The sequence below is a fragment of the Paralcaligenes ureilyticus genome (assembly GCF_004346225.1).
GTDB classification, from domain to species: domain Bacteria; phylum Pseudomonadota; class Gammaproteobacteria; order Burkholderiales; family Burkholderiaceae_B; genus Paralcaligenes; species Paralcaligenes ureilyticus.
Genome location: NZ_SMAJ01000007.1, coordinates 84,023 through 96,625 on the forward strand (window position 1 = coordinate 84,023; position 12,603 = coordinate 96,625).

The 12,603-nt window shown below is 58.4% G+C and carries 14 protein-coding genes and 1 pseudogene; 1 reads left to right on the plus strand and 14 read right to left on the minus strand.

Translation table 11 applies throughout. The features are described 5' to 3' along the window. Nucleotides 1-2 precede the first annotated feature (2 nt). The 5 genes from EDC26_RS11020 to EDC26_RS11040 form a co-directional block, all read right to left on the minus strand. Nucleotides 3-1,298, minus strand: a complete 1,296-nt coding sequence (locus EDC26_RS11020) for a TolC family protein (RefSeq protein ID WP_132582508.1) — start codon at nucleotides 1,296-1,298, stop codon at nucleotides 3-5. A gap of 75 nt (nucleotides 1,299-1,373) precedes the next feature. Beyond that, a complete protein-coding gene (locus tag EDC26_RS11025; protein WP_132582510.1) occupies nucleotides 1,374-1,658 on the minus strand; it encodes a hypothetical protein in 285 nt (94 codons plus the stop codon). A 328-nt stretch (nucleotides 1,659-1,986) separates the two neighbouring features. Further along, the gene (locus tag EDC26_RS11030; protein WP_132582512.1) at nucleotides 1,987-2,364 is read right to left on the minus strand and encodes a DUF4148 domain-containing protein; all 378 of its coding nucleotides are present in this window, start codon (nucleotides 2,362-2,364) and stop codon (nucleotides 1,987-1,989) included. A 79-nt stretch (nucleotides 2,365-2,443) separates the two neighbouring features. Next, nucleotides 2,444-2,686 carry a DUF2933 domain-containing protein gene (locus tag EDC26_RS11035; RefSeq protein ID WP_132582514.1) on the minus strand — a complete coding sequence of 81 codons (243 nt, stop codon included), beginning with the start codon at nucleotides 2,684-2,686 and terminating at the stop codon, nucleotides 2,444-2,446. Between the two features lie 237 nt (nucleotides 2,687-2,923). After that, a complete protein-coding gene (locus EDC26_RS11040; protein WP_132582516.1) occupies nucleotides 2,924-3,340 on the minus strand; it encodes a hypothetical protein in 417 nt (138 codons plus the stop codon). A 284-nt stretch (nucleotides 3,341-3,624) separates the two neighbouring features. Here EDC26_RS11040 and EDC26_RS11045 point away from each other — a divergent pair, with 284 nt between their 5' ends. Further along, nucleotides 3,625-4,224 carry an SCO family protein gene (locus tag EDC26_RS11045; protein ID WP_132582518.1) on the plus strand — a complete coding sequence of 200 codons (600 nt, stop codon included), beginning with the start codon at nucleotides 3,625-3,627 and terminating at the stop codon, nucleotides 4,222-4,224. Nucleotides 4,225-4,276: 52 nt separating this feature from the next. On the opposite strand, the gene EDC26_RS11050 is transcribed toward EDC26_RS11045, so the two are convergent. From EDC26_RS11050 to merA, 9 genes and pseudogenes are all read right to left on the minus strand, one after another. Then, nucleotides 4,277-4,771 (minus strand): TlpA disulfide reductase family protein, encoded by a 495-nt coding sequence (locus EDC26_RS11050; RefSeq protein WP_132582520.1) that lies wholly within the window; start codon nucleotides 4,769-4,771, stop codon nucleotides 4,277-4,279. A gap of 326 nt (nucleotides 4,772-5,097) precedes the next feature. Next, the gene (locus EDC26_RS11055) at nucleotides 5,098-6,330 is read right to left on the minus strand and encodes an MFS transporter (protein WP_132582522.1); all 1,233 of its coding nucleotides are present in this window, start codon (nucleotides 6,328-6,330) and stop codon (nucleotides 5,098-5,100) included. Between the two features lie 38 nt (nucleotides 6,331-6,368). Continuing rightward, the gene (locus tag EDC26_RS11060; protein ID WP_132582524.1) at nucleotides 6,369-7,064 is read right to left on the minus strand and encodes a cytochrome c biogenesis CcdA family protein; all 696 of its coding nucleotides are present in this window, start codon (nucleotides 7,062-7,064) and stop codon (nucleotides 6,369-6,371) included. Further along, the gene (locus EDC26_RS11065) at nucleotides 7,061-7,366 is read right to left on the minus strand and encodes a thioredoxin family protein (protein ID WP_132582526.1); all 306 of its coding nucleotides are present in this window, start codon (nucleotides 7,364-7,366) and stop codon (nucleotides 7,061-7,063) included. The genes EDC26_RS11060 and EDC26_RS11065 overlap by 4 nt, the downstream gene beginning before the upstream one ends. A gap of 15 nt (nucleotides 7,367-7,381) precedes the next feature. Continuing rightward, nucleotides 7,382-7,933: a heavy metal-responsive transcriptional regulator gene (locus EDC26_RS11070; RefSeq protein WP_243700879.1), complete on the minus strand. Its 552-nt coding sequence runs from the start codon at nucleotides 7,931-7,933 to the stop codon at nucleotides 7,382-7,384. A 92-nt stretch (nucleotides 7,934-8,025) separates the two neighbouring features. Beyond that, the gene (locus EDC26_RS11075) at nucleotides 8,026-8,253 is read right to left on the minus strand and encodes a heavy-metal-associated domain-containing protein (protein WP_132582528.1); all 228 of its coding nucleotides are present in this window, start codon (nucleotides 8,251-8,253) and stop codon (nucleotides 8,026-8,028) included. 83 nt (nucleotides 8,254-8,336) lie between these two features. Next, nucleotides 8,337-10,793 (minus strand): heavy metal translocating P-type ATPase, encoded by a 2,457-nt coding sequence (locus tag EDC26_RS11080; protein WP_132582530.1) that lies wholly within the window; start codon nucleotides 10,791-10,793, stop codon nucleotides 8,337-8,339. Between the two features lie 118 nt (nucleotides 10,794-10,911). Further along, nucleotides 10,912-11,142, minus strand: a complete 231-nt coding sequence (locus tag EDC26_RS20630; RefSeq protein ID WP_132582532.1) for a DUF3330 domain-containing protein — start codon at nucleotides 11,140-11,142, stop codon at nucleotides 10,912-10,914. A gap of 48 nt (nucleotides 11,143-11,190) precedes the next feature. Beyond that, nucleotides 11,191-12,585: pseudogene (merA, locus tag EDC26_RS11090) on the minus strand (mercury(II) reductase); the annotation flags it as partial. Nucleotides 12,586-12,603: the final 18 nt, after the last annotated feature.

Below are 12,603 nucleotides of genomic sequence, written 5' to 3' on the forward strand. Positions count from 1 at the left end.
CCTTATTGGCCGAACTGACTATTTTTTGGGATGACTTGGTATTCAAGCCGGGCCCAAATCTGCGCCACGTCGCGTTCAAGATCTACGATCTGGAGTTGGGCATCGAGCTGAGTGCGCCTTGCGTTAAACACATTGGCCAGTGAGCCCGTGCCGGCTTTGTAGGCGGCGGTAGCCAGCCGGACTTGTCGGTCAGTGGCCGGCAAGAGGGTGCGCTTGAATTGAGCAATCCGTTCCCGTCCATTGGCCAGCGAGGTGGATAAGTTTTGAATATTCGCCTGAATTTGACGTATGGTGTCCCGGTACATAAAACGCGCCTTGTTGCCCAGAGCCGCTTTTTCAGCCACATCCCGGTCCTGTCGATTGGCCCGGGAAATGGGCAGGGGAATGCTCACCCCTATGGACACCATGTTTGAGTATTGGCTACCCCGCTGCTGATAGGTCACTCCCCACGTCCAGTTCGGCGTTCGGTTGCTGCTGGCCACGGCCGTGTCCGCATCCGCCACGGAAATATCGCGCCTGGCGGCGATAAGCTCAGGTTGAACTTGGTAGAGCTCTTCGAGTGAAAGGGATGGAACATGGGATTCAAGTGTCGGTATATCGCCGGCGACGTCGGTCACCGGCGAGGCGACCCATCGACCGAGCACAATCAGCGCAGAGTGCAAGGTCTGCTGCGCCTTAAGCATCTGGTCCTCGGCTTGAGATCGCATGATTTGCGCTTGCGTCACCTCACCCGCGCTGGCTCTCGCGCCACGGTAGGACGCACGGGTCGCGGCAAGCTCATGGGTCATGTGGTTTACCAAGGCCTTCGAGAGCTTAAGCGCGCGTTGCGCATACGCCGCATCGAGCCAGGCGATCGCCGTCTGCCGACGCGTGTTCGCCACCTGCACCAAATAGCCCGCCCGCTCCTTGTCGATTACACGGTTTGCAAGATCGGATCGACGCTCGCGTTTGTCCGAAGACACCCATTCCTGTTCGATGCCAACGTAGCGCGTGGTCATGAAATCCTGGGTGAGTGAGTAGCGCTGTGCCCCATTGACGGGCAGGTTGTCGATGCCGGCTTTAAGGACAGGGTCGGGTAATTGATCTGCTCTAACGGCGGCATTGGAACTGGCCAGCACCGACGATTGACTCGCTTGTAGGGCGGCCGAGCGATTCGTGGCCTGGTAAAGTGCCGTCTCCAGCGTCAGGCCAACATCCTGGCCATAAGCGCTTGCGCTGGCGAGCGTTAATAACACGCATAGAACACGGGTGCGCGTCAGGGCGCGCTGCGATGCGAGCGCGCGTAGTGATTGAAGCATGATTCACTCCGAATAATCGAACGAAAACAAGGCGCGGCGGTGGCCGCAACCTTGGCAACGGGAATCGGAGTCAGGTCAAATGCGCAGTCTAAGCGTCAAGAGAAAGAGCGTGTCATCGCTGCCGCCCGAGTCTGGGGAAGAGTCGGGAGTGGCCAGTTGCCACATGGGCGATGGGAGAGGGGGGGAAAGGGCGTAGGCAAAGAAAAGAACGGGTTCGGACGCGAGCGATTGCGCTACCGCGTTGGTGACTTGCCGTTGATCCGAAAAATGTTGTGCGCAAAGATTCGGCTGCGCGGCATCGATCATCTTCGAATGATCACCCGATTGGGTGCACGCTTCACCTTTCATCTGTGACGCCATAATCGGCGCCTGCCATTGAGGCAGCGGACACACATAGCTTGCTAATGCCAGACGCGAAAATAAGAGTGTGATGAGTAACACTAAAATCAACGATCGGTGGGCACTGGGGCGCAGGGAATACATGGTTGGCCGGAAGCAAGTTGTGTGCATTATAGCCTCGAAAGATCACAAGACCGCCCGCACGAAGTTGCACGACTGCGGCTTCTTCCATTATTTTTTGAACGGGCTATTTCTTTTGCCATGTTGAATGTAAGGGGGTCGGGCGTGCGATCCATTGGATTGCACGCCCGGAGACCGTCACCTATCAATCTCCCTATTTAAGATGCCTTTAGTAGGCGGGGTCGGGAATCTCACCTGACGTTCTGGCCGCAACGAGCTCGGCCTGCACCTGTGCTCGGGTCTCGGAGCTATGAGTGGCTGTAGCGGGTGGATAATCTTCTTCGCCGTTACTTAACGTGCCGGCGGCGCGCGCCGCGTCCAGTTCGGCCTGCACCTGTGCCCGTGTCTTGAAACTATGCTCAGGATAGGCGACCGGATAATCCTCCTGCCCGGTACTGAGAAGGCCCATCGCTTTGGCTTCATGTAATTCGGTGATCACCTGAGCCCGAGTTTTAGTTGATGGCGCCGCGGCACCCGAGTTGGCGGCTTGTGCCGCACCCGCTACTAGCGAAAGAGAAATCATCAATGCACTTACTAGGGTTTTCATAAAAGTTCCATCGGTATATTAAGAAATGACGGGTGGGCGTGATTATTCAGCGCTACCCTTGAAAAAAACAATCATCCGGCTAGCGCCCGTTTGCTATAGAAGCGTGCGCCTTGTCTTCCCCTGTGTTTTTATCGTTTTCCTTATGGCATGAGTTCATGCTTTTCATCATGAAAATCATCGATAAGGGGCATAGCAATATCAGTAAGAACGGCCCGCTCGCCAAAATAAAAGCGTGCGCCGCAGGCAGCGTGAAATAGGCCAGGGCAAGCAGCACGCCCAGTCCGAGGCCTACCTTAATCATGGTTTCGATATCGCATTTCATCTTCTAACTCCTTCGATCCTGTCACGGTATGGACCAAGCTCCTGAAGCGCTAGGCCTCGGGCTTTGTTCAGTGGTGACGCGCGAGCAGCGTCTAATAAGGCCAAGGCCAATTAGGTGCTCGGTAACTATCAATAGAATGGTCTGTCCGTACCGGGACGATGTTGACGGCTCAGGTAGGCATCGGCCTATCGTGTCTATGCCATCAGGCGGTACGTGTGGCGAGCTTGCAAGGGGGGATTAAATTTGGAAGCTGCAGTACAGGATGGAGAGAGAGGTGTTGCGTCGGGAACAGGGGATGGTCGCAGCGACGGGGCCTGCCGTTGGTTCTGTATGAAGGACTGGCATAGCCCCCGATCCGGCTGCTACGACAATCGGTTCCGGACTCGAAGGGAAAGGAGTTTGAGAACTGGGCATCCACGCTTGGGTAAAACAGGCGCGCGTGCTGGTTTGATCATTGGCCGGGAAATTGCATCCCACAGCGGAATGCGCATCCATGCCTTGTTGACAAGGCATGTGGCCTGCTGCCATCTGTGCGGTCTGGACGTACTTCGGTAGCGGGCACGCCTGTGCCGATTGCGCCAGCACGCCGAACATCAACAACGCGATGTAGGCCATGCCGATAAGGACGTTACGCCAAGTATTTTTCATAAGCATGGATCGAATTCTGAACCTTCCCGCGGGGGGGATGTCAAGCGCTGCTGCGAAAAATGTTGCAGAAAAAGCAAAACTATTCGGAAGTCGCAAATGTAGGGATCGTCATAGAACTTTGTGTTGCCAGTGTTCTTCCCAAAAAAATGTACTTCGACTCCACCATCCGTGAAGGCCTCAAATTCGCCATCCATCATCCAAACCATTGGCCCAGAAAATACCTTAGCTTTCAAACATCAGTTTTCACACCTCTCGCGAAATTTTCTTCAAGCAGCTACACTCTCTTAGCCATGTCTCGTTATTCATCCCAACGCCGCACCTTTATCTCGCTGGCTACAGCCGGCCTCTTGTCGCTTGGACTGGTAGGTTGCAAGCGCGCTGTCAAATTCCAGGGTAGCGACATCAGCGGCACCCACCTGGGCCACGATATGGCGATGGTCGACAGTACCGGCACGCTGCGCACGCTGGCCGATTACAAAGGTAAGGTGTTGGTGGTGTATTTCGGCTATACCCATTGCCCGGATGTGTGCCCGACCTCGATGGCCGAGCTTGCGCAAACCATGAAGTTGTTGAAAGGCGATGCGCAGAAAGTACAGGTCATTATGATTACGGTCGATCCCCAGCGCGACACAGGTGCCATTATGGCTTCGTACGCTAAAGCGTTTAATCCAAGTTTTGTGGGGCTGACGGGCTCGCCAGACCAGTTGCATAAAACAGCACAGTCTTTCAAGGTGTATTACGCCAAGGCATCGGGCGGTACGCCAGACAGCTACACCATGGATCACTCCGCATTTTTTTATATCCTAGATCAGACAGGCGAGGCCCGGGTATTGCTCCACGGCGACGCACAGGCCAAAGTCATCGCCAGCGACATCCGGCAGTTGCTTTAAGCACCGACCTCTGAAAAACCTGGGGAATCGGGGCCTCACGACTAAGTTGCATTCAGTCGGCCAGTGCTTTTTTGATCGTGTTCATGAATGTGACCTCATTGTGGTTGCCCAGATAGCGTTTGATGATATGCCCCTGCTTGTCGATGAGGAAGGCGGTTGGGGTCAGGCTGATATTGCCATAGGCCTTGGCAATCTGGCCTTGTGCGTCGATGACGACCGGGAACGGCAGTTTGCGGGTTTGGGTATAGTTCAGGACATAGTTGGGTGGGTCGTATTGCATGGCTACAAAGATAGCCTCATAGCCCTTGGGCGCGAGTTTATTATAGATTTTGATCATACTCGGCATCTGCTTGATGCACGTCAAGCAACTGGTAGCCCAAAAGTCGACTAGCACGACTTTGCCGCGCAGATCGGCAGGGGTAATTTTTTGCCCGGTAAGCGTAACGAATGTGATGTCGGGGGCCATCTTGTCTGCACCCGCGAATTGCCACACGCCAACGCCAGCCAAGGCTATGAGCGCGACCAGAGTGATTACGAATTTTTTCATTTGATAACCACAGCGCTGATCCGTAAATAACGCAGGAGTTAAACTCTAAACCTTCCAGTGGACGGAAGGTCAAGCGTTGCTGCGAAAATATTGCAGAAAAAGCAAAGCTATCCCGGGTTGCAAACGTAGGAGTCGTTGCAGAACATTGTGTAGCCAGAAATTCCCTTTTCTTTCGACATTGCTACGTGCTTCGCCAAAAAGCACCACTCGATTGGCATGGAAGCCTTGTTGGTGAATATATTTTTGCTCATTGCTTTAAAGAGGGATCCAAATTTTCTGGGCTTTGCGTGTGATCCTCGATACGTGATGGGTTTCCTGGCCGATCTTTACCGGGCGCCGGTTGACAGGCCTTTTCCTCCGGAACGAACCTCGGAACGAAACAACCAGAGAGAACACAAGGCAACCGTCAATTCAACCGCCGCAAACATCCCCAATGCGGCCCCAAAGCCGAAGCGCAGCACCTCCCCAAAGATCAGACTGCCCAAACCAAAGCCAACAAACAGGGCGAATACGTTCAAACCCATGGCTTGTCCTAGTCGCTTACCTCCGAGTGACGTGACAATACCAGCGAAGAGTGGCTGAGTCATGTCGTAGCCCAAGGACAGCAGCATTGCCACCGCCGGAGCAAGGATCAGCGGGAAGTTCAAGAGCAGGGCCGCCGCACCGAGAGTGCTGAGTCCCAGCCCGATGGGCAGCAACCTGGCACGCCCCCATTTATCCGCCGCGCGGCCGATCAACGGTCCGAAGAGAAATCCGGGCACGCCGTATCCGAGCAACGCTAAGCCGATGCCGACCGGCCTGAGACCGTAGCGTCGTTCGAGATACACGCCGAGCCAGGTGAAGACGCCGGAGTGGAACATCGAGTTGACAAAAACATAGCCGTAGGTGCGCCGTCCCCTTGGGGTGCCAAGCAGGCTCAGGTAGCCCCGAAAGAGGTCGCCGAGCGTGCCCCCCACCGGTTGCATCGAAGTAGCAATGATGCGGCGATAGGGCAGAAACAGGAGCAGGACGATTCCGCCCGCGGCTGCGACCAGCAGGAAAAGTCCCTGCCAGCCGATGAAAGGTTCCAGAATAGCGCCCAACGGCGAGCCGAAGGCCATCCCCCCAGCCATCGCCCCAAACAGCCAGCCAAGCGGGCGGCCACGCTGTTCGTAGGGAAACAGTTTACCGACGAGCACGAGTGCAAGCGGCACTACACCGCTGGCGCCCAGGCCTGTCAAAACCCGCCACAGCGCGATCTGTTCGATGGACGTGGCTGTCGCCGTTAAAGCCGTGAGCGCTGCGAACGCCGTCAGGGATGCGAACATGACGCGCTGGACGCCCAATCGATCCGCCAAAAGGCCAAAGATCAATGTCGCGATCCCATATGGAATCAGGTAGGCTGGTACAACTAGACCGACTGTTTGCACCGAGATCCCGAAAGCGTTCGAGAGTGCCGGTATGATCGGCGCAACCATATAGGCTTGGAAAAAAATGATAAAGGTGGCGCCTGCAAGCATTCGGAGCAAGCGCTCCCTTTCGTGATGATCAGGGGTGCGCGCGGTGGCATCATGCCTCATGTTGATTCTTCCGTTTAATCAGGTAATGGATCTGGGGTCTAAATGGCCAGCGCTGGAATAACGATGAAATAGGCGTTCAGCATGTATAGGCCGGTAAGAATCAGCGTGATGGCACCGGCAATTTCGAAGGCTTTCTGGCAACGCTGAAGGATGGAAAGACTCTCCAACCAGCCCACCGCCGCGGCACCCAGGATGATGGGGACTGCTCGTCCCATCGCGAACGCGAACAAAAGGGTTCCACCGAACAGGGGCGACCCGATCCCGGCGGCGATGCCGAGCAGCACCACGAGAGCGGGCGTGCAAAACGGGCAGACTGCGACGGCGAAGGATGAGCCCAGAGCGACGGCCCCCCAACCACTTCCAGCACGTTTCCCGCGAAGTGAAATCGAGGGCAACGGCAGCCTGATCCAGCCCGGCCACATTAGGCCCAACAGAATCAGTACAGGCCCCAGCACAAGCCCCCATTCTCGGCTGACCAACTGTGCTACCCAATGTCCGCCGAAGCCGGCAATCAGTCCCAATAGCGTCTGGGTGATCACCATGCCCAGAATGAAGAGGCCGCCATACAAGATGGCGGTTCTCGTCCCGCGCGATTTTGTCACGTACGCGAGCGACACCGGAATGGAGGCCAGCGCCACCGGGTTGAAGGTGAACACAAATCCCAGCAGAAATCCGATGCCAAGGGAGGCCAGGCTTGCCTGCTCCAGCGTGGCGCGCAATGCGTCAATATTCATTTGGTTCCTCCTGGGCGTATTCCATCTTCATAGTTCGGTTCACGTTCAAGTCGCCGCACCAACTCCTTGCGCAGCTTTGCGGCGCCCGGCAGCCTTGGGAATACAAGTTCACCATCAATCGCCATCGAGGGTGGAGTCAACACGCCGAGCTCCACGGCGTAATTCAGTTCGACCAGCAGGTTGATGTCACGCCAGACCACCATTTTCTCGCCGAACGTTTGAGCGACGGCTTTCAAGCTATCCCGGGTACGGTCGCAGTGGCTGCATCCTGGCGTGGAAAAGAATTCGACCTTGATACTCATGGCAGCCGTCCGAATTTAGTGAGGGTCATGATTTTGCTTTGCGATGCTGGACTCCAGCGCTGCCAGAATGGGACAGTCATCCAACGGCTGGTTCTCGGCCGTACAGATATCAATCAGCTCGCTCAACGCCTGCGACATCGCTTGCATCGTCTTGATTTTGTGTTCGAGCTGCAACTTCTTTCGGATTGCCAGGCTGCGTACGTCGCTGCAGCACGAGTTGTCATCGGCCCTAAGCTCAAGTAACTGGCGTATTTCCGATAACGTCATGCCACAGTGCTGGGCGTGCCTGATGAAATCCAGCCGGCGCACCGCGTCCTGGCCGTAAAGCCGATAACCCGCTTCGGTTTTCCCGGCGGGAATCAACAAGCTTTGGTCCTCGTAAAACCGGAGCGTGTCGGTGCTGATCTCTGTCAGCTTCGCGAGCTTTCCGATCGTCAACGAGGTACTGTCCCGTGCCGTCTCATCGGGCGGGGTGGGGAGCCGGCGCCTTGGTGCACGAATTTCGTTTTGAGGTGCGCTGCCGACATCAGCGTGGCGTCTCTGGCTTGACTTGCGGGGTGATTGCACGAGTTTCCTCCAATGAGGATCTGGTTTAGGGGGCCAGCCGGTCGGCCGGTTCGCGGCGCGACCCGGCCCGTCTCAATTGCGCGGACCGAGATTCAACTGACGACCTTGGTCTGGTAACCGGCTTCGCCCAGGCATTCCGCGAGCGCGACCGGTTGTACCGCTGTCGTATCAAACAGCACCTCGATACGCTGGTCAAGCGCTCGTGCGCGGACCTGCCGCACGCCCTGCAGCGGTGTGAGCAGCCGCGCGACGCGCTGTTCGCATTTCTCACAGTTGAGGTGCTGGTCGCCGATGACTTCGAATGTGACGGACTTGAACATGATTAAGACCTTTCATTAATGATGTGGATGCTGATCGCGTGGGGGCCTTGGTCGAAAGCAGGCGCAGGAGGCTCGTCTTTCTCTCACGATGCGGTCGCTTTAGATGGCCTCTGAGGCGCGTGCCCGACCGCGCGGATCGCCTCGAAGAAATAATCGCCGCGACCCCATAGCGAGTTGATGAAAATGGCTGTTACGCTTGCGGCCATGGCCACCATTCCCCATATTGGATAAATCAAGCCCGTTGCGGCCGCCGGAATCCCGATACCATTGAACAGGAAGGCCAGCGAGACGTTCTGCACAATCTTCCGGTAGCTGTTGCGGCTGACCGCATAGGTCTCAAGGACTGCGCCGAGCCGCTGGTTCAGGATGACCACGTCGGCCGATTCGATCGCGATGTCCGCACCGCTACCGAAGGCAATGCCGACGTCGGCTTGCATTAGAGCCGGTGCATCGTTGATCCCGTCACCGACCATCGCCACGCGCGCACCCTCTTGCAGTTGCCGGATCATCGTGGCTTTTCCGGCCGGCAGCACACGCGCATGCACCTCTTCGATGCCAGCGGCGCGGGCGAAGTGGAGGGCGGCCTGCTCGTTATCGCCGGTGATCAGGCTCGTGCGGATGCCGAGCGCGTGCAGGCGGCGCACGGTATCCGCGGCGTCGGGCCGCAGCGCGTCGCCAAGTGCCAGCAGGCCGAGCAGAACACCGTCGCGCGCCACGCCGATGACCGTTAGCCCCTGCCCTTCGAGTTCGGTGATGCGTTCGTCCTGAACCGAGAGATCCACGGCTTCGGCCACGAGAAACGCCGGGCTGCCGACCACCAGCTTCGCCTCACCCAGGCGAGCCCGGACGCCGTGACCCGGGACGGCCTCAAACCCCTCTACCTCGGACAGAGCAATCCCGCGCTTAAACGTCTCTTCCACCACCGCCCGAGCCAGGGGGTGTTCGGAAAATGCCTCGATGGCGGCCGCAAGCGCAAGCAGTTCCTGTTCCGGACAAGCCATGGCGACGATCGTCCGCAAGGCGGGGCGGCCCTCGGTCAGCGTCCCTGTCTTGTCGAACACCACGCGGTTTACGCGCCGCAAGGCTTGAAAGGCCTCGCCGGTGCGCATCAGCACGCCGCGCTCGGCCGCTTCGCCTGCTCCGCGTACGATGGACAGCGGTGCCGAGATGCCCACGGCGCAGGGATAGCCCATGACCAACACGCTCAGGCCGGCGAACACCGCTCGCTGCAAATCAGGGGAAGACCCGACGAGAAGTGGGCCAAGGAGCCAGAAGAGGGCCGCGCCAGCGGCGGTAAATAGCACGATCGGTGTGTACACGCGCAGTACGCGGTCCACGAGATGCAGCAGGCCGGGTTTGAGGGCGCGGGCGTCTTCGACGCTGCGCACCACTTGCCTGAGAAAGCTTTCTTCACCCACCACGGTAACGTGCACCAGCAGCGTGCCGTGACCGTTCAGGGCGCCACTGACCACCCGGTCTCCGGCGCGCTTCTCAACGGGTAGCGGCTCGCCAGTCACTAGCGATTCATCCACGTCCGATTCGCCCGACTCGACCTGACCGTCGACCGGCACCCGTCCGCCCGGGCGGATGCGCACGAAGTCGCCCACGCGCACCTGTTCGAGCGGCACCTCTCGTTCCTGGCCGTCCTTGACGAGATAGGCCACGTCGGGCTCAAGGTCCAAAAGCTTCTTGACTGCCTGCGAACTGCGTGTCTTGACGATCAGCGACAGCCATTCGGAAAAGATGTGATAGCTCAGCACCATCACGGTCACCGCAAAAAATGCTTCCGTCGGATAACCGGCGGGGTGCAATACCAAACCGATCGCCCCTCCGATCAGCCCCGCGAATGCGCCGAACTCAACTAGCACGTGTTGATTGAGGATGCCGCGGCGCAGCGCCATGGCGGCCATGCGCACAATGTGCTGGCCCACCCCGAAGACGAGCATTAGCGCGAGCACGCCGGTGGCCCACGGGACCGCCCCGCCGAACGTGCCCCGCAGTTTGAAATAATAGATACCAGCGGCGAACACGGCGAGCAGAGTCGTGCCGACCATCGCCCGTTTCAGTCCATAGCCGCGCAACACGACGAAGGCAAAGGCCACCAAGCTCACGAGAGAAAACACGCACAGCGGGAACCACACGCTATCGACCGGATAGCCGACGAGGCCCATTGAGGCAATGCTGGCCGCCAGGGCGATGAGGAAGCGCCCGCGCTCGCGCACCAGCGCACGCTCCTCTTCATCGTACGGACGCAACTTACGCGGATCGGAGACCGTGTAGCCGATGTCCTTCAGCGTCTGGAGCAAGTCCTCGGCACGTGCCACGCTCGGGTCGAACTCGATCAGCGCCTGTTCATGGGTCAAGCTGACCGCGACCTTGTCGACGCCGGGTTGCTTACCCAGCGCTTTTTCGATCGTGCCGGTGCACAGCGAGCAGTGCAGCCCTCCGATGCGTGCGCGGATACGTCGCCGGCCCGGTAGACTGGACGGTTCTTCGCTCCAGAAGCGCGGAGCAGATTCGACGGTCGTTGCGAGATTCATGACGTACCTCATTGCCTGTTGGGTGTCTTCGATGACCCACGAAATCTGTGCGCGGCTCACCCACCACTTCTTTTAGCCCAATTGGCCCGCGGGCGATGGATGTTGATGCGGCGATGTTTCAATCGTAAACCTTGGAGAGCACTCCAAAGTCAAGAGAAAATTGTGTAACAGTTTCGGAATAAAGTGGTGTAATCCTGCGGCTTATTACAACGTGTTCGCCGCATTTGGCGCCTTCCGGTGTGAAGGCGGCATCAGGCGGAATTTCCTTGCAGCAAACACGGCAAATACGGTTGCTGCAGCTAGCGCTGCATGTAGTCGCGCCCGATGTGTACACTCGCGCCTGCCTCATGTGCCAGACTGGAAACCGTATAAGTACTTACCGAACCACGTCCTTTTTTTAGCCAGCACAGCAGGAAAGTTGCTTGACGTCCTTAAAGAAGGTCTGTGCGGCGAGCTTTAGTCCCTCGACCATCGTCAGGTACGGGAACAATTGATCGGCCAGCTCCTGCACGGCCATCCGCGCGCGGATGGCGAGAACGGCCGTCTGGATCAATTCGCCCGCTTCCGGGGCCACCGCCTGTACGCCGATCAGACGACCTGAACGCGCCTCGACGACCAGCTTGATGAAGCCGCGCGTGTCGAAATTGGCAAGCGCACGCGGGACGTTATCCAGCGTGAGCAGGCGGCTGTCGGTCTCGATCCCGTCGCGATGCGCTTGCGCCTCGCTGACGCCTACGGTAGCAATCTGCGGGTCAGTGAATACGACCGCTGGCATCGCAGTGAGATCAAGGGCCGCGTTCCCACCTGTCATGTTGATCGCCGCGCGGGTGCCGGCGGCCGCAGCCACATAGACGAATTGCGGCTGGTCGGTGCAGTCGCCGGCGGCATAGATGCTCGGGCTGCTCGTGCGCATTCCCTGGTCGATGACGATCTCCCCTTGTCTGTTGATGTGGACACCCGCCGCTTCGAGGTTCAGGCCGCGTGTGTTGGGCGTACGGCCGGTGGCAACCAAGAGCTTGTCGGCACGAACTTCACTGTGTTCCGTGGTGAGCACGAATTCACGCTCCGCATGGGCGACGTGGCTGGCTTGCGTGTGTTCCAGCACTTCGATTCCTTCGGCGCGGAAAACTGTTGCGATGGCCCGGCCGATGGCCGGGTCCTCTCGGGTGAGTAGCGTGCTACGCGCCAGGATCGTGACCTGGCTGCCCAGCCGGGCAAAGGCTTGCGCCAGCTCCACGGCCACTACCGATGAGCCGATCACGGCCAAGCGTTCGGGAAGGGTGTCGCTGACCAGGGCTTCGGTAGAGGTCCAGTACGGTGTATCTTCCAATCCGGCGATGGGTGGAACAGCCGGCCTGGCGCCCGTGGCCACCAGGCAACGATCGAATGCCACGACGCACTCGCCGCCGTCATTCAGGCGAACGACGAGGCTCTGGTCGTCCTTGAAGATGGCTTCGCCATGCAACACACTAATGGCCGAATTGCCGTCCAGAATGCTTTCGTATTTGGAATGGCGCAATTCATCGACGCGGGCCTGCTGCTGGGCCAGCAATTTGCTGCGGTTAATCTCGGGTGCGGTCATTGCAATGCCGTCGTCGAATGGGCTTTCCCGGCGCAGATGGGCGATATGGGCGGCGCGGATCATAATCTTGGACGGTACACAGCCCACATTGACGCACGTGCCGCCGAGGGCACCGCCCTCGATTAGCGTGACCTTTGCGCCTTGCTCGACGGCCTTCAACACCGCCGCCATGGCGGCACCGCCACTACCAATGACAGCGATATGCAAGCGGCGCCCATTTCGCTCATT